The organism is Bernardetia aquimarina (assembly GCF_042180575.1).
GTDB lineage: Bacteria > Bacteroidota > Bacteroidia > Cytophagales > Bernardetiaceae > Bernardetia.
The window spans coordinates 2805370-2822932 of sequence record NZ_CP170094.1; the positions used below are offsets into that span (position 1 = coordinate 2805370).

Here is a 17563-nt window from a genome sequence, read left to right on the forward strand (position 1 = left end):
GTGTCCTCACCAACGACCTAACCCTAAAATTATGCAACTCAAAAAATTATCTAATTTTGCCTTTTTATTTTTTATCTCCTTTTTCATTTCTCTCTTTATTTCTTTAGAGGGGTATGCTCAAACACCTCTGCCAGCCGAAAAACAAATTCAGCCCATTGTACTCAAAAATGCAACACTTCATATTGGAGATGGACAAACGGTTATCGAAAATGGTTCTGTTCGTTTTGAAAATGGAAAAATTACTGCTTTAGGAGAATCTTCAAGTGTTTCAGAAGAAAATGCAAAAGTTATAGAATTGACTGGAAAACACATTTATCCGTCGCTTATCTTGGCAAATACTACACTAGGACTTAAAGAAATTGATGCTGTTCGTCCTTCGGTAGATATGGCAGAAGTAGGCGATTTGAACCCAAATATTAGAGCAATTAGTGCTTATAATGCAGAATCGGAAGTTACCACAACGGTCAGGACAAATGGTGTTTTGATTGCTCAAGCTACTCCTCGTGGTTCGTTGGTGGCTGGTCTTTCATCAGTTGTCAATTTGGATGCATGGAACTGGGAAGATGCAAGTTTGAAAATGGATGACGGTTTACACATTTATATGCCTGCTTATATGCAACAAGGTGGCTGGTGGGCTGCACCTGCCGAACCAAAAAAGGCAAAAGAAGAAGAACGAAATGCAGAAATAGAAAAAATAAAATCTCTTTTGAGTGAAGCAAAAGCCTATAATCAAATTGAAAATCCAACTACAAAAAATCTAAAATTAGCTTCTATAAAAGGTCTTTTTGATGGAACAATGCGCCTTTATTTACATGCCGAATGGGCAAAAGATATTATTGAAGGAGTTAGTTTTGCCAAAGAAATGGGAATACAAAAAGTAGTAATTGTGGGTGGTTATGATTCTTGGCAAGTAGCTGAGTTTTTGAAGAAAAATCAAGTTCCTGTTATTGTCGGACGTACAACAGAACTTCCTCAACGCACCGATGATGATATTGATGCGCCTTTCAAATTACCTTATTTATTACAAAAAGCTGGTGTAGAATATTGTTTGAATTATGCTGGAGATATGGAAACTATGGGAGCAAGAAACCTTCCTTTTTCGGCAGGAATGGCAGTTGCTTTTGGTCTTACAAAAGAGCAAGCATTAGCAGCAATTACAAGCAAAGCAGCTTTTATTTTAGGAATTAATGAGCGTGTCGGAACATTAGAAGTAGGAAAAGATGCTAGTATTGTGGTATCAGAAGGCGATATTTTGGATATGCGAACTAATAAAGTAATTCACGCTTTTATCGAAGGGCGAGAAATTGACCTAATTAACAAACAGAAAATTCTTTATAAAAAATACCAAACACGTATTGAGAATATAAAAGAGTAAAAAAAACAGATTATAATAATAAAACTATTTTTTATTGACAATAAAAGATAGTTTTATTATTATTTTTTATGTGTGTTTTAAGAAGATCAGAAAAATAATAGAAAGATTTTAAAATAGTATGCTTAATTTGATAAAGACAGTATAGCATCTTTTTGCAAACGAGTTAGAATAACATCATTTGTTTTTTGAGTAATAATTTCTTCAAAGAATTTATTGATACACCATTTGAATTTCCCTTTCAATGTCATTTCTGATAAATCCTCATCTAAATTACAAGCAAAAGCTATTTCTTTAGCAATAGAATATACTTTTTTCAAATCCATTTTTGCAGAAATATCAGTAAAATTAGTATCAATACTTGAAGCTGAAGTATAAACTTGATACCAGTTTGCAGCCATCTGAATTTCTGCAAAAGTAAGTCTATCATAAAGAGCTTGTTTGTGTTCTTCAAAAAATACTTGATTTTCTAGTTTTTGAGCATGTAAAAAGACATTATATTTCTCTTCTTGATTATCTTTTTCTTGTTCAAACTCTTCTATTCTCATAGAAACATAGTCTTCAATAACTTGAGCATCTAAATAATAATCATCATAGATACTTGTTGTTTCTTTAGGTTCATCTCCACAAATATTTTGAGATAAAATATGTAAGATTCTAAAATTAGTAGATTTATAATGATTCATTTTAGTCAAAAACTCTTCTGAAAATAATTCGTTTTTTTCTTGATTTTCAGACTGATACCATTTTTTTTCTAAATTGAAATACTCAATGGCATTGTCTAATATTTCATCCATCAAAGGAGAATAAAAACTACTTTTTGAAATAAACTGCCAAGATTTAGAAGATTTAATAGCTTCTTTAGTTAATACAGAAACACTTTCATTTTTATCTTCATTGATATTATCAACATTAATTATCATCGTTTCGACGGTAAGTAATAAAGGAAAACATTCCCAAAATTGCTCTAAAGTCCAATTATGTAGTTTGAAATAAATATGATACGAACAAAATACATTTCTTAATGCTCTATGTATTGTATCTGAATCAACCGAATTTATCTCAAAAATATCTTGTTTTTTAGTTGATTGAGCTTGGATGGTTACTTTATTAGTCTTCTTTGTATAACTAAAATTAGGAATATCAGATACAAAGCTCTCTAACCAACTTCTCATTTTAGGGTTAGAAACTCTACTTTCATTTTCAATAGAAGAAAGCAAAGTGTCACATTTTTGATATAAATCTGTGATTTTATGTAATGTATAATCCAAACTTTTTGAATTTTCTAAATAACTCATAAGTTCGTTTTTCTCTTCATTTGTTATTCCTTCTTTGCCTAATAATGACGCAATTTTTTCGGCATATTGAGGAAAATTAGTAACACAGTGAATGACAGGAAAAGAATATTTACCTTCTTCAAAATCAGATGCAAATGTTCCTTTTTTAATAAAATACTCTTCTGACATCAAATCCATATAATCATCTTTGATTTGATATAGTTTCCCCACAAAATCAGCAAAATCTAGAATATCATTTCTTAATTGTTTAGACAATGTTTTTTTACTTAAACTTGCCAAACACATAGAAAATACTCTAAAAAAACTACCTGTTTTGTTACCCACCATATCCATATATTTTTCTTCTGTTGGACACAGTTTTGTTTCTCGGTAATATACATCATCTGATTGACCTATATGCGCTCTAGTTGTTTCTTCCAAATAATGTAACAAGCAATCTGAACCTAAATTAACGTAAGTAGATAACAAAACTTGAAAATAAGTAGAATAAGCTGCACACAAAGTTTGATTGACTCCAAAAAGCTCATGTGCTGTTTTGTCATTCCTACGAACAGTAGTATTATCCATAGTATCATCTATCAATAAGCTACAATTATGAAGAACTTGTCCTGTTTCCATCAGATGAATAAGTTCATCATAAGGAACATCATACCAATAATTTAGTGCAGTAGCAAACTTAGCTCTATTCATTGAACCTTGTTGTTTGGCTACATGCAATAGAGGTTTGAATATAGGATTATCAATATCGACATAAGAAGACAAACTTTCTGGAAACTCCTTCGATTTATGCTCTACAAGTTTTAAACTCACATTTGCCCAAAATTGCACTCTGTTTGCTAACTCGTCTTTTACAGTGTTTTCTTTTACATTTGTTTCTGTTACGAGAAGTTGAATTATATCGCTACCTAGAGAAGGAAGTTTGTCTAAAAGATGCTTTAAAGTATCTACAACACTTGTAAACAATGTATCAATATTACGAAGATTACTTCCTTCGAAATCAATATAAGGAAGAAGTGCATTTGTTAATTCTTCTATTTGTTCATTACTCAAATAATCTAGTATATGCGATTTGTCATAATCATATAGAATCTCATCTATTTTTATAAAAGGTGTAAATATTTGAGGTGTTTTTGAGTGTCTTTCTGTAAATACTTTAGCAAGGTCTTTATTATTGATTCGCAAAATTTCATTAGCTGCACGTCTTCCAGATTCGTTAGCTGATTCCATTGTAGCTAAATAGGCTGATGTTTTGGCAAAATCTCCAGCAATAAAAAGATTTTCTAATTCACTTTTTGCATCGGGTCTTGTTTCCCAATGATTGACCACATTCATAAATAGAGGTGTTTCATTAGTCGCAAAACTATCGCCTGTCAAATGTATAGCAGGGTCAATGGTGTAATCAACTAAGTATTTTTCAATATTTTCAAAACTCTCTTTATATTTTTGAGGAGAATATGTTCTGAGCTGATAAATCAATTCTTCTACTATTTCTTCTAATGTACATTCTTTTGCAGGTTTTTGGATAAAATTTCCTTCCAAATCCCAGTCTGCAATAATCAAGGAAAGACTTAGTTCAATATTATTTTTATCTAAATATTTTTTATTAGCTTCCTCAGACCAATAATTAGATTGAGAAATTCCTGTTATGTTCCAAGGAGAATAAGAAAGTGCAAAATGACCATTAGGAAAAGACATATTTTTACTCAAATAAAATACAATTCCTGCTTGCCAACCCGATTTAAGTTGTGGCAAATAATCAAATTTATCTTCTTGTTTATTTTTCTTAATGACTTTTTCTAAATCTAAATGAGGAATTGCACTAATGTAATAATCAGCATAAATTTCTTCTTTTTCTTCTTTTATAGAGATAGATGCACTACTAATACTACTTTCTACCATATTGAGTGCTACTAAAGTAGCGTCAAATTCAAACTTTACACCCAACGAAACTAAGTAGTTTTGCCAATGGTCAAATAAGGCATCATTAGTAGGTGCATTTAGTATTCCAAGACCATTATTTGTAAAAAATCTGTTTAATGTGTGAGCAAGAGCTTTTACACTTGCTTCTGTGGAGTGTACTGAAGCTGTTGCTTTCGGAGTGTTTTGGAAAAAACGAATCATCTCTTTTGATTCTGTTCCACGCAGATTAGAAGTAATATAAGAATCCCAAGTAGTTTGTTCAAATTCTTCTTCATGTCTTTTTTGAGAAGAAAGCATTGCTTTAAGCCAAGCTATTGGAGGTTTTGTTGGATTAGGATGAGATTCTGTAAATGAAAAAGTAAAATCATCAACTTGAATTTCGCCAACATCTACCAAATTATCATAAACTGTTTTATTATCTTTTGTAGGAATTCTTTTTAAAGTATCATGAAAATTTTCGTACCAATGAAGAAAGAAACGAAAACCGTGTTCTCCTGCATACTTTGTATTTGGGTTTAAGTTTCCATTCAGTAAAAAACTACGAGCCTTTCCTCCTAAAATATCATTTTTTTCATAAACTGTAACTTCAAAACCTCTTTCTATGAGTTCATGAGCAGCAGTAAGACCTGCAATTCCACCACCAAAAACAGCGACTTTCTTAGACATATTGATTCTTTAAATTAAAATAGAATAAATGTTTTTTTTATCTCCCAAAAAAGCTATGTGTTTGATAATGAGATAATAGCGCAAAGGTAAGAAAACTTAATTTTATAAAAAAAATACTTACAGTGTATGCAAGTATTTTAGTAAAAGTCATGTTAAAATCTAATGTTTTATTTATTCATAGCCACAACTTTTCTTTCTACCTTAAAACCCATAAATAAAATATCATCAATTTGACTTTCTTTACCTTCTGCTATCCAATTTTCAAGAGTAGAAGTAAATGTTTCTTTTTGTTTTGAGAAAGGTTGAGTGTGCTGTTCCAAAGCTAATTTTTTAAGATTTTTCTTCATAAACTTTCGTCCTGCTTTTCCTCCAAATTGATCTTGATATCCATCTGAGCCTGTGTAAAATACCGTTGGTTTTGAAATATCAATAACTTGTTTAGTATATTGTCTGTCTTTTCCATAATGATTACTACCTATCGGTTTTTTGTCAGCTTTTATTTCTTTCAATTCATTATCTTGAATACAATAAATAGAATTCATAGCTCCTGCAAATTCAGCAATCGGAATAGAATCATAGATGACCAAAACGCTTACATCCATTCCATCAGAGCTTTTTCCTTCTTCTTGTTGTAGCGATTTATAGATATAATCATGTAAATGATTGAGTATTTTATCTGCTCTGAAAATGCCTTCTTGAAAAACAATAGAATTAAGTCCTGTAACACCAAGCATAGACATAAATGCCCCTGGTACGCCATGACCTGTACAATCTGCTGTTACAATAATAGCACAATCTTCTAATTTTTCAAACCAATAAAAATCTCCAGAAACAATATCACGAGGTTTATTGATTATAAAAAAATCATTGTTAAAATAACTTTTTATTTTTTTATCGATGGGTAAAAGAGCATTTTGAATACGACTAGCATACAAAATACTTGACCTTACTTCTGTATTTTGCTTTTCTATAACTTTATTTTTATCTCGTACTACTTCAAGAATAGTTGCAAGTTCTTCTTTTTGTTGAAACAACTCTTCATTACTTGCTGCTATCTCATCTTGTTGTTCTGTAAGTTGTAAATTTTTTTCTTCTACAATCTGTTTAAATTTTTCTTGCTGTTTGAAAAAATATTCTAAAACAAAATAAAAAATCGCAGGAATAACAATGCTATTACTAACAAAAAACAATAAACTTATATTTTTTGGAACATTACTAGCAGTATTTTGCAAAAATATAAACTCTAATATTCCTGTTAATATTACTACTAAACAATAAGAATAAAAAAATAAACGAGAGGCTTTTACACTTTGAATAGTTAATGCACTAATTGGAGCTAGTGAGGAAGCTAAAATTACAGCACTACCAGCCACAAAACCTCCTAAGCTAAGTTGAGAACCTATTGGATTAATTAGTAACATTATTAATCCAACTATACGAAAGACTTTATAATTATGAGTAAATTTTAAGTAAGTGAGATTTAAGGCTACAAAAATCAAGTAAATAAACCCTGTAATGACAGCTCCATATTGATTAAAAAATATATATGTACTTCCCCACAGAAGACCTCCTAATGCAGAGAATACAGTAATTCTTAAAAATGCATTTCTTTTAGTCTGTTCTTCAACAGATAGCTTTTCAAACCCAAATGTACTAGCAATACTCATATCTTTTCTTTTCTAAATTTACCTACAAGATATATATATACAATATCTAGTATAAATGTAATCACAGTCATAGCAAGCATAAAATGTTGGTCTGGATATGCCCAAAAACAGAATATACTCGTTAAAGTTGTTCCTAACATTTTATACCAAGCTACGTCATAACGTAATGCAATAGTAATCTCTTTTGGTTGTCTAAGAACAAGTAAAATAAAAAGTAATGACATATTTGCATTTACTAAATAGGCTGCAACTGCGCCAATAGGATCTATATATTCTTTAGTAAAAAAATATATTCCCACCATCCAACCTATTACCCCCAAAATAAATAGAGGTTTAAAGGCTTGTCGTTGATTTTTATTATCTATTTGTTTATAACCATACTGAAACAACAAATAAACAATTACTATATCTAATATACACCAAATTCTATAACCCCATTCAAAAAATAATCCCATATCAGTATGGAATACTGTACTCCATAGAATTTCCCACGCAAAATTAGCAGCAATCGCAGCAATAGGGATACCAACATATTGTTTCTTGAAACCATCTTTGATTACAAGAACATAAGTTATTACCCAAAATAGAGCTGCTATTCCAAATAAAACAAGTTGCCCAACAGAATATCTCTCAAGATTAAACCACTCATTCATAAAATTAATTGTTTATAGAATCCCCAAAATATCTTTAAAACTTACCCAAGCTATGTTCAGCCAATTTACAATATTGTATGGAAAAGGTAGTTTCCCATTTTTTCCTACTTTCCAAGGAAGTCCTTTTCGAAAACGAGTAAGATCATACCAACGATAAACGTGTAAAATATCTGGCTCATGTAAATCCCAAATTTCACAATATTTGCCCGAATAATTTTCATAATTTAGAATTGCATTGACTGCTCTTCGTGCAGCTTCATTTGCTCCTTCCATAGTAGCAAGGTCTGTATTTGTCCTTACATAATCCGAAGCTAAGAAAAAATTTGGAATATTGGTATAAGCATCTGGTCGAAGTACCCAAGTATTTATCTTATTTACAAGTAAAGGCTCTTCATTTGTTGTTGCCATATTTTTCTGAAAACCAATATCTCTATCAAGATAATAATCTTCAAGCATGTCATCGGTCAAAATTTCTTGTCCACCTACATTAAGACTGCGTTTGAGTTCTGCCCAAACTTCATCTTTTACTTCATCTTTAGAAGTGCATTGACTGGCTTGTTTGCCATTCAATCCTTCTGTAAACCAATCTGAAATATCTACTGAAAAAACACCTCTTACCTTTCCATTACCTCGGTCTTCAATGGTATAATTTGTCCAAAATTGAAGTTGAGAAATAGAAGTTAATGCCCAAGGTGAATCTGTATAAATAGTATGTCCTTTATTAAGTTTTACGTCTTTATTTAAAAAAAACTGGATTCCTGTCATCCAAGCGACATCATCTGTAAGACTTTGAATACCTTTTAAAACAGGATCTGCATCTAGTATTTCTTCTGTCAGAAGTTCGTTCATTCGTTCGACAGGAACACAAGAAATAAAATAATCTGCTAAGACTTGTTTTTCATTTCCTTCTTTGTCTTTTACAGTAGCCGAGCTTATTTTTCCATTTATACACGAAATATGAGTTATTTCGTGATGATGAAAATAAGTTACTCCTTTTTCTAATAAATAATCTCTCCACGGATAAAGCCATGCTTCATTGGTAGGTTTGTTCAAAACTCTATCAGCATGTGCTTTAGGACTTCCCATCAAAAATAATAGTTGCAGCAGAATATCTCCACCTGTTTTTGTACTTACCTCTCTGGCTTTAGCAGCTACCAAAGTACGTGTAAGTCCTCCTACAAAATAAGTTTGGTAGGCTTCACTTTGATTATCAGCATCTGTATATTCCCACCAAGAAATACGCTCATACTCACTTTTTCGTCTTTGATAAGAACTTGTAGCTAGTGTCCATAATTTTTCAGCAAAAAATTCAGCATCTTCATGGGTAAGTCCTGTAACTTGTGGTGCTTCTACAAAATCTTTAAGAATAATTTTTAAATCTTTAAGAGATTTGGGAAAGTTTACAAGAGTAACTAAAGGAGGTTTATCAAAACTAGCCATCATAGCTGTTTCTGAAAAAACTAAATTATCAAAACATGTTTTTTTCTTTCCATCTGCATCTATAAAAGGTGTTCGTTGCATTGTATCAACAATATGACGATAAAACCCTGGAAAAAAGCGAAATCCATGTTCCCCTGGAAGAGGTTTTAGATAAGGATCTTGGGCTTCTCCAAAATAATCTACACTACGAGCTTTTCCCCCCACATAATGAGGCTGTTTTTCATAGATTTCTACTTTAAAGCCTCGTTCAATAAGCTCATGGGCTGCACTCATTCCAGCAACCCCACCTCCTAAAATTGCTACTTTTTTAGTCATTATGTAGTTTATGGTAAAAATCTTTTCAGTAGTATAAATAAATTTTGATATTGTAAGAAAGTAATTTTATTAAAAAAATGCAAGGATATTTATCGAATAATAAATATATTATTCTGTTGAAATGTTGATACTATATGGGATACATTAAAATCTCAACTCAAAATGCTGTTTGGGTTGTTCTTTCCTCAAAAAAATCAATCCTACTTGAAATAAATCTATTGAAACTGTTACTTTTTCATTTTTGATAATTTCTTTCCATGCTTTTTCCATTCCTTCAGACCAATGAATATCGTCTAAAATAATAATGGTATCATTATGACATTTTTCCAAAATCTGATTGAAATAATTCAGAGTGGGTTCATAACGATGGTTTGCATCTAAAAACACAAAATCTAATGATGGAAGTGAAGGAAGGTTTTTTTGTAGTGTTTTATCAATATTTCCTACTATGATTTCAATATTTTCTTGTTCTAATTCTTCAAAATTCTCTTTTGCTTTTTCTGCTATTTGTGGACAGCCTTCAAAAGTAATAATTTGAGTTTCGGAGTTATTAGAAGCCAAAGCCATAAAAAGAGTAGAAACTCCTAGAGAAGTGCCAAGTTCTAGAATTGTTTTGGGTTTGAAATATTCTACTAACTTAAATAATAATTGTGCTTTTGTGGAAGTAATAGCAGAACGACGTGCTATTTCTGAAATGCTTTTTTTGTTAGAAGAATTTTTATTTTTAGAATGCTTTGAGCCTGCACCAAAATCAGTAATTTCTATTTCGCTACGGTCAGAAATAAGCTCTTGACGAAGGTTTTCTAATTCTGAAAACGCATAGTATTCTTTTTTAGATTGGATAGCTAATGTATATAATTCATAGACAAAAGGAGAGTGAACAGCATGCTCATCGCCTGATTTTAAGTAAAAATAAAGGTATTTTAGGACATACAATAGCATAGTTTATTATTTTCAAAATGGATAAAATCAAATACAGAATGCAAGAAAAAACTCCAACAAACTAATTTTATTGGAGTTTATAAATAATCAATATAAGAATTGATATAGCAATCTAAAAAAGGTTTTTCAGAAAGCAAATGAAAATCAATCAGAAATTCATTTTTTAATTGTATTTACACAGTAAATTCATTTTCACTTATACATAGATTAAGAAACCTATGATACAAAAATGCACTTAGTTTACATGAATATTTACTGGAATATTTCCTCTAGTAGCCTTAGAGTAAGGACAAATTTGATGTGCAGCTTCTGTCAATTCTTGTACTTGTGTAATTTCCATATCTGAAATATGCACAAAAATATCAACAGCAAGACTAAATCCTTCGCCTTCTTTTCCGATAGTGGCATGTACAGTTACTTCTGGAGGAGAAGCTAATTTAATTTTTTTAGCAGCAGCTATTGCTCCCAATGCACCACCAAAACAAGCTGCATAACCTGCTGCAAATAATTGCTCTGGGTTGGTGTGTTTGCCTGTTTCGTCGCCTCCCATTCCTTTTGGCAAGCGTACATCAAGGTCAATTACTCCATCAGAAGACTTTACATGTCCACTTCTACCACTAACTCCCATTACTTTTGCTGTATAAAGAGGAGCGAAATTTGTATTTTTTTCCATTGTGTTTTTTGATTATTAAGTAAAACCTGTTCATAAACCAGTAGTTGATAAGTATTTTTTGTGTATGCAAATTGCATAAAAAACTCAACAAAATCAAATTGTTTTTAATGGGAGGTTTTATAAAATTAACATCTATTTGTTACTTTTGGCACTCATTTGGACTTATAAGTAATAGATAGAGGTAAGAAACAATATTTGGAAAAGCCTATCATTACTATTCATAAATAAGGCTTAACAAAAAATTAATACACAAAAAATGACGTTTATTTCAAAAAATCAAACTAAAATTAGGTACTAAATTGTTTAATAATCTAAAAAAATAGATATTTGTCATTTGTAGATTTAAAGTTCCTTAAACGAAATCAATAAATAATGGTTTTGTTAAACTTTTTAAATACAGATACACAAACATTCCCTTTCAACTATTTATTATAAATTATCAAAATAAGAAAGTGTAACTTTTTGAGCTTACACAAATTATTTCAAAACATACTATATTTAATTGGTTAATAAATTTCAACCAAATAAATCACTAATCCAAAATTATATTATGAAGAAGATACAATTCAATTTCAAAACTATTTTACTCTTACTGGCTATTTTTGCCTTTGTAGTTCCTTCATCTTATGCACAAGATGATGACGATAAAGTAAGCAAAAATGAACCTAATTGGCCAAGTGGAAGAAATAAAGGCATTGCAAAAGAAAACTATGCACTACTCATCGATGCTGTAAATAATGAGCAATTTGAAGAAGCTATTGAGCCTCTCAATTGGATTTTGGAAAACGCTCCTAACTTGCACGCTGATGTATATGTAAAAGCAGTAAAACTCTACGCTGGTCTTGCAAAGAAAGCAGGAGAAGATGGACGTGATAGTGAGGTGAAAGTAAATCAGGACAAAATTGCTGAAATGTATCAAATGCGTATCAAAAATGGCTTGGCTGAAGATATGAATGATATTTATCGTCGTTTTGGGCGTGATGCTTATTTCTATTGGAAAGATGATTCTTCAAAAACAGATACACTTTATGCTCATTACAAAAAAACGTATGAGATGGATAAAGATAATTTTCCTCGTGCACAAGTAATTTATTATGCAGATGCAGCAGGAAAAGTATATGAAAAACAAGGCATGACTTTAGAAGAAATGACTACTATTTATGGAGACCTCAAAAAATATGTAGGAAGTCGTATTGCTAAAGAAGAAACAGCAGAAGAAAAAGATAAATGGAAAACATTTGTTTTAGATAAAATTGATGAATTAGAACTTATCTATTTTCCTAAAGATTGTAACCGTATTGCAGACCTTTTTGGAGAGAAACTAAAAGCAAATCCAAATGATACACTTCTTATCAATAGAGTTGTAAAATTGATGGCTGATAATGGTTGTACAAAAGAACCTTTATTTTTAGAAGCGATGCAAGCATTCTACAAACTCACTCCTACAAATGCGATTGCTAATACTATCGGACAACTGCACATGCAAAATGGTGATACAGATAAAGCCCTTACTTGGATTGAAAAATCATTAGTGGGTGCAAGTGAAGAAGAAAAAGAAAAAGCTGCAAATACAGTATTGACACTTTCTAAAGTAGCTTATAAAGATGGAAATTATACAAAAGCTCGTTCTTTATCGTATAAGGCTGCCGAAATGGGTAATGCAACTGTAGCTGCAAATGCTTATACTTTTATTGGCGATTTGTATATGAGTACTTACAAACAGTGTATGCAAGGAGATGATATTGTACAAAAACGTGCTGTTTTCTTAGCTGCTTATGATATGTATGCAAGAGGTGGAGATGCTGCTAAAATGGCTTCTGCAAAAGGACAGTTTCCTACTAAAGAAGATGTATTTTCTAATGATAAATATAAAGTAGGCGATTCTATTTCAGTAGGTTGTTGGATAGGTGTAACTACTACAATACGTACTAGAGATTAAGATAATTAGTTTTATAAAACTAAGATCTCATCAAAACAAAAATTCCTTATTTCTATTTTTAGAGATAAGGATTTTTTTGTGCTATCATAAATCATTCGTGAGGACATGAACAATGATAGAATTAACCCAAATATAACCATTGCTTGTGTTCTCACAAGTAACCTAAATCTTCCAAAATGAAACAAATACATAAAGAAGCTATCTATCAAAATGGAGATGCAAAACGTTTTGAATGGAATGTAGAAGGAAAAACTGCATTCATTGACTATATTTTGAATACTCAAAATGAAATTTTCTTGACGCATACAGAAGTGCCTCAAGAATTAGAAGGAAAAGGTATTGGTTCAAAACTCGTAAAAGCAGTTTTGGATTATATCAAAGAAGAAAGCTGGATAGTTTATCCGACTTGCCCATTTGTAGCATCTTATATCAAAAAACACGAAGAGTATCAGGTTTTGGTCAAAAAAGGATTGAGATATTAAACTTTTAACTTTCAGAAATTTGATAATAAACACTTTCTTTTTTATGGTCTAGCTCATAGATATAAGAATAGTTTATTGTTTTTTTTTGCTTGCAATAAGCTGTTTGTTGATTGAAAGAATTGTATTTGCAAAGTCTGTCAAATCTTGCCAAGCAGGTGTAGAACTATATTCTGCCCAATAACAAGTGGTATAAGAATATTCATTACCTAAAGTAAGTTTGAAACCATCTCCATCTCTTCCAAGCTGTCTATCAAGTTGTAAGTCAATAGGAATAGTTAGTTTTTGTAACTTTGAAAGTAAAGGTTGAAGTAACTCTATTTCATTTTGACCTGTTTCTCTATGTAAAATGAGTGCTATTTCTTTATCTTCTTTTTTACCTGTTAGTGTATTAAGGACATTGTTATTTATATCTGTTGGTAAAGTTATTCGTTCCCATTGAAAAGTAAATTTAGTCCAATATAAAGCAATACAAATATCACTAACAAAGGGGTTTTGACAAATGAGTTTTACATAAAAAGAAAAAGGATACTTGTCTTGTTCCGTCAATGCACTTTCTAAAGCCTTTTGTAAAGTCAAATTATAATGATTGTAATAAGGCATTTTTAGTTTATGTTTAAGCTGTTTAAGAAGAGAAAAACCACCTTCATCAAATGATAAAGGTGGTTTAGTTTTTTAATTTGTTACTAACCATTTATTCATTGAAGTTGTTTAAGAATTAGGTTTTATTTTCTGTCTATCTCTGATAAATATCAAAGTAAAAGCTAAATAATGTAGGCTTTGCCAAGTATGAACTTTAGTCTCATATCGTGTCAATATTGCCTTAAAAGCATCTAACCAAGCGTTAGTTCTTTCTATTGCAAAACATAAACCACACATTTTTTCATCTTTAAATGGTTGATTATCAACATCTTTTCGGTTTCTTTTATTAAAATCTATGTTATCCAAAATGTCCATATGCGAGCAAAATGAACGAAATGCATTTGTATCAAAAGCTGCATCAGCATTTAGAAATATTCCTTGCTCTCTAATCTGAGAAGCATTTAAATCGTCTATCATCGTTTGCATATTTTTTTCAAGCTCAAAGGCATCGTGATGATTGCCTGCTCTAGGAATAGACATCGCTACTGGAATACCATTTTTATCAGTTAAGAAGAGTGCATTAGTAGTTTTTCCTGCTTTCCTTTTTGAATAACCAATACCTTCACCTCCTCGTTTGGCTAATGTATGACTACCGTCTAAATGACAAATAGAAAAGTCTAATTCTCCACGATAATCTTCCAAATAGGTTATCCAAAGTTTTTCCAGTTTCCAAGTTTTGACCATTTATTGAAGTGGTAATATACTGTATTCCAGCTAATTAAATCCTTTTTGAAAAACGCTTTTATAGGAAGTTCTCTCCATTGACAGCCTGATTTTAAACGATATACAATCGCTTTTACAATACGCCAAAGAGCTGCTTTTATCCGACGACCCTTAGAAAAATGTTTTAAATAGGGTAAAATATTTTCTATTATAAATTTTTTTGATAGGTTTACAAACATAGAAGCAAAATAGTTAGATTGAAAATGTGGTTATTTACAATTATAACTATTTTGACCTCTTTTTTGATAACAAAAATTTACATTCTTAAAACAACTTCGCTGAGAACTAAAAAAAACCTTCAAAATCAGTATTTAAAATCTGACCTTGAAGGATTTAATTTTTTATTTAAAGTTTATGATACATTTTTTCTTACCCTAGAGGGCAAACTACAGGAGTTACATTTACTTTTTCTCAAACCATTTTTCATACACTTTCTGTTGCTTTTTAGAAGGATTTTCGATTTTATCAATTCTATATCCTTTTGTATCGTCAGCTTCTAATTTTATAGTAAGTGTTTGCAAAAGTCCATCACGAGCAATTAATAATTTTACTTCGTCACCTACATTTTTATATTGCAGAATTTCGGCAAGTTCGCCATTTGAAGTTACTCTAAAATTATCGGCTGCAATAATTTCATCATCTACATTTAAGCCTTGTTTGTAAGCTGCACTACCTCGTTCTGTATTTCTTACTTTTAAGTTTCCACCACTCTCCGAAGTACTGATTCCTAATGTTGCTTTTGATGTATTTTCCGAAACCATTAGTTTTAGTCCTGCATACCCCAAATACGTTGCATAATCTGGCATTTGTGTTCCATAAACTACATTATCAAAAAATGATTTAAATGGTTTTCCTGCAATTTTTGCGACTGCTGCCTGAAACTCCTCATCTGTGTAACCTCTTTTTTGCTTTTTGTAATACTCATCGTACAAATAACGCATTACATCATCCAAATTTTTCTTTGAATCTGTTGCTTCAATAATCATTAAATCTAGCATCGCAGCATAAACACTTCCTTGTCCATAATAAGAAACTGTCGTATTTCCAGAATTTTCATTCGGACGGTAGGCTTTTATCCATGCATCAAAACTCGCTTCCGTAACAGGCTGAACGTGTCTTCCTTTTTTGTTTTCTGCTGCCGAAATATTTCCTGAAAGTGTATTGAGATAATAATTATCATCTACAAAACCTGCTCTAGTAAGTAGCAATTCATCATAATACGAAGTAAACCCTTCAAAAATCCATAATAAATTAGTGTGCTGTTCTTGTGTATAATCATAATTTGTAAGCGCAAAAGGACGCAAACGCTTCACATTCCAAAGGTGGAAATATTCGTGAGCCACCAAACCCAAAAAGCCTAAATAACCACGCTTTGTTCCATACGACATTCTATCGACGACCAAACTTGTAGAATTGAGGTGTTCTAATCCTCCCCCTCCATATCTTGAGTTATGAACGATAAATTTGTAATCTTCTGCTGGATTTTCTCCCCACACTTTTGTTGCTTCTTCTACCACTTTTGCCATATCTTTTGTGATTTGGTCTTCGTTGTAGTTTCCTTTTCCATACATAATTACAGAATGTTTTACACCTGCTGCTTCAAATTCTAAAATATTTTGATTACCGATTTCGATAGGAGAATCAGCCAAAATATCATAATTTGGAATTTCGAAAATGTTGTCTTTTCCGTCTTTGTTTTTTAAAGATGTAGAAATCATTTTCCAATCGTTTGGCTTATTAATTTCTAAACTTGCTTTTTCATCTTTCATTCCGTCCACATACATAAAAATACTTGTTGGAATAAGGGCAGCGTGAGAAGCATCAATAAAACTTGTACGAACAGAATGCTCAAAACCATAGACATCATACATAATCTTAACACTTGATTTGCCATTCGTTTTGACTGTCCATACATTTTTTGCCGTTTTTTCTATATCAGAATCAGACTTTACGCTTTCTACACCTTTTGCAAATTCACGAATCAGATACGACCCTGGAGTCCAAACAGGCATTACAAAATCGATACTTTCTTTGTCTTTTGGAATCTCGCTTACCTCAATCGTAACACTTGCATAATGCGTTTGTGGGGCAGGAAATTCTATTTTATAATTGATTTTTTGAGAAAAACCAGCAAAACAAATACTCATAAAGAGCAATACTGATAAAACAGTTTTAAAATTTCGGAATAACATAGTTGATTAGTTAGTTTCGAAACCCTAAGGGTCGCTGAAGACCCTTAGGGTTTAAATAGTTGAAAATGATATAACAAGTAGGCAAGTTAAGAGTTTTTTTAATTCTATCTTTCAAACTGTATCAAAAACAATGTTAAGCTCGTTGTATAGTCATTCAATTATTAATTTATACTGATAGTAATATTATGAGATTTGAGATTATTGTCTATTTTTTAGGTATTTTGATAGGAACAACTATTACCTACTTTGGATTAAGTTATTATTTTGAAAACTGTGAAATTAGAGAGCAAGGTGTAGAAGTGGAAGTTACAATGATTAAAGAAACAAGATATACTAAGAATGGTTCTATTCCTCAAGTAAAGTATAAAGGAAAAATACATGATTGGTACGGTAAAAAAGAAAAGGCAGGAAAAACCTATACAGCCATATACAGTCCTTCAAACGATGCATTATTCGATCCTAAAAGCACTTGGTACAAACCTATTTTGATGGGAGGTTTCTTCATAGTTATTAGTATTTATGGAATAATCAAGGAGTTGTTTTTTTCTAAATCTTAAAGTATAAACAAATACCCTAATTTCCATGTTAAAACCATTACGACGCAAAGTATTTATCCAATTTGATAAACTACTATTTTTCACG

The 17563-nt window shown here is 31.1% G+C and carries 14 protein-coding genes; 4 read left to right on the forward strand and 10 right to left on the reverse strand.

The window, feature by feature from the left end; genetic code table 11:
* Positions 1–31: 31 nt before the first annotated feature.
* Positions 32–1375: an amidohydrolase family protein gene (locus ACE193_RS11935; RefSeq protein WP_375563214.1), complete on the forward strand. Its 1344-nt coding sequence runs from the start codon at positions 32–34 to the stop codon at positions 1373–1375.
* 122 nt (positions 1376–1497) lie between these two features.
* On the opposite strand, the gene ACE193_RS11940 is transcribed toward ACE193_RS11935, so the two are convergent.
* The 6 genes from ACE193_RS11940 to ACE193_RS11965 all read right to left on the reverse strand — a co-directional run bounded on the left by ACE193_RS11940 (position 1498) and on the right by ACE193_RS11965 (position 10946).
* Positions 1498–5256 carry an FAD-dependent oxidoreductase gene (locus ACE193_RS11940; protein WP_375563215.1) on the reverse strand — a complete coding sequence of 1253 codons (3759 nt, stop codon included), beginning with the start codon at positions 5254–5256 and terminating at the stop codon, positions 1498–1500.
* Between the two features lie 167 nt (positions 5257–5423).
* The gene (locus ACE193_RS11945; protein WP_375563216.1) at positions 5424–6923 is read right to left on the reverse strand and encodes a SpoIIE family protein phosphatase; all 1500 of its coding nucleotides are present in this window, start codon (positions 6921–6923) and stop codon (positions 5424–5426) included.
* Positions 6920–7576 (reverse strand): hypothetical protein, encoded by a 657-nt coding sequence (locus tag ACE193_RS11950; protein ID WP_375563217.1) that lies wholly within the window; start codon positions 7574–7576, stop codon positions 6920–6922. The genes ACE193_RS11945 and ACE193_RS11950 overlap by 4 nt, the downstream gene beginning before the upstream one ends.
* A gap of 12 nt (positions 7577–7588) precedes the next feature.
* Entirely contained in the window at positions 7589–9331 is a 1743-nt protein-coding gene (locus ACE193_RS11955; RefSeq protein WP_375563218.1) for an FAD-dependent oxidoreductase, read from the reverse strand.
* A 144-nt stretch (positions 9332–9475) separates the two neighbouring features.
* Complete coding sequence (locus tag ACE193_RS11960) at positions 9476–10273, reverse strand: O-methyltransferase (protein ID WP_375563219.1); 798 nt, start codon at positions 10271–10273, stop codon at positions 9476–9478.
* Between the two features lie 235 nt (positions 10274–10508).
* Entirely contained in the window at positions 10509–10946 is a 438-nt protein-coding gene (locus tag ACE193_RS11965; RefSeq protein ID WP_375563220.1) for an organic hydroperoxide resistance protein, read from the reverse strand.
* A 550-nt stretch (positions 10947–11496) separates the two neighbouring features.
* Here ACE193_RS11965 and ACE193_RS11970 point away from each other — a divergent pair.
* A complete protein-coding gene (locus ACE193_RS11970; RefSeq protein WP_375563221.1) occupies positions 11497–12885 on the forward strand; it encodes a tetratricopeptide repeat protein in 1389 nt (462 codons plus the stop codon).
* A gap of 176 nt (positions 12886–13061) precedes the next feature.
* A complete protein-coding gene (locus ACE193_RS11975) occupies positions 13062–13367 on the forward strand; it encodes a GNAT family N-acetyltransferase (protein ID WP_375563223.1) in 306 nt (101 codons plus the stop codon).
* A gap of 72 nt (positions 13368–13439) precedes the next feature.
* Here ACE193_RS11975 and ACE193_RS11980 read toward each other — a convergent pair whose 3' ends face one another.
* From ACE193_RS11980 to ACE193_RS11995, 4 genes are all read right to left on the reverse strand, one after another.
* Entirely contained in the window at positions 13440–13967 is a 528-nt protein-coding gene (locus tag ACE193_RS11980) for a hypothetical protein (protein ID WP_375563224.1), read from the reverse strand.
* Between the two features lie 108 nt (positions 13968–14075).
* Positions 14076–14690 (reverse strand): IS5/IS1182 family transposase, encoded by a 615-nt coding sequence (locus ACE193_RS11985; protein ID WP_375563225.1) that lies wholly within the window; start codon positions 14688–14690, stop codon positions 14076–14078.
* Positions 14654–14908, reverse strand: coding sequence for a transposase (locus ACE193_RS11990; protein ID WP_375563226.1), 255 nt, complete (start codon positions 14906–14908; stop codon positions 14654–14656). The genes ACE193_RS11985 and ACE193_RS11990 overlap by 37 nt, the downstream gene beginning before the upstream one ends.
* A gap of 222 nt (positions 14909–15130) precedes the next feature.
* Positions 15131–16876, reverse strand: a complete 1746-nt coding sequence (locus ACE193_RS11995; RefSeq protein ID WP_375563227.1) for a M61 family metallopeptidase — start codon at positions 16874–16876, stop codon at positions 15131–15133.
* Positions 16877–17106: 230 nt separating this feature from the next.
* On the opposite strand from ACE193_RS11995, the gene ACE193_RS12000 reads away from it, so the two are divergent.
* Positions 17107–17478, forward strand: a complete 372-nt coding sequence (locus ACE193_RS12000) for a hypothetical protein (RefSeq protein ID WP_375563228.1) — start codon at positions 17107–17109, stop codon at positions 17476–17478.
* Positions 17479–17563: the final 85 nt, after the last annotated feature.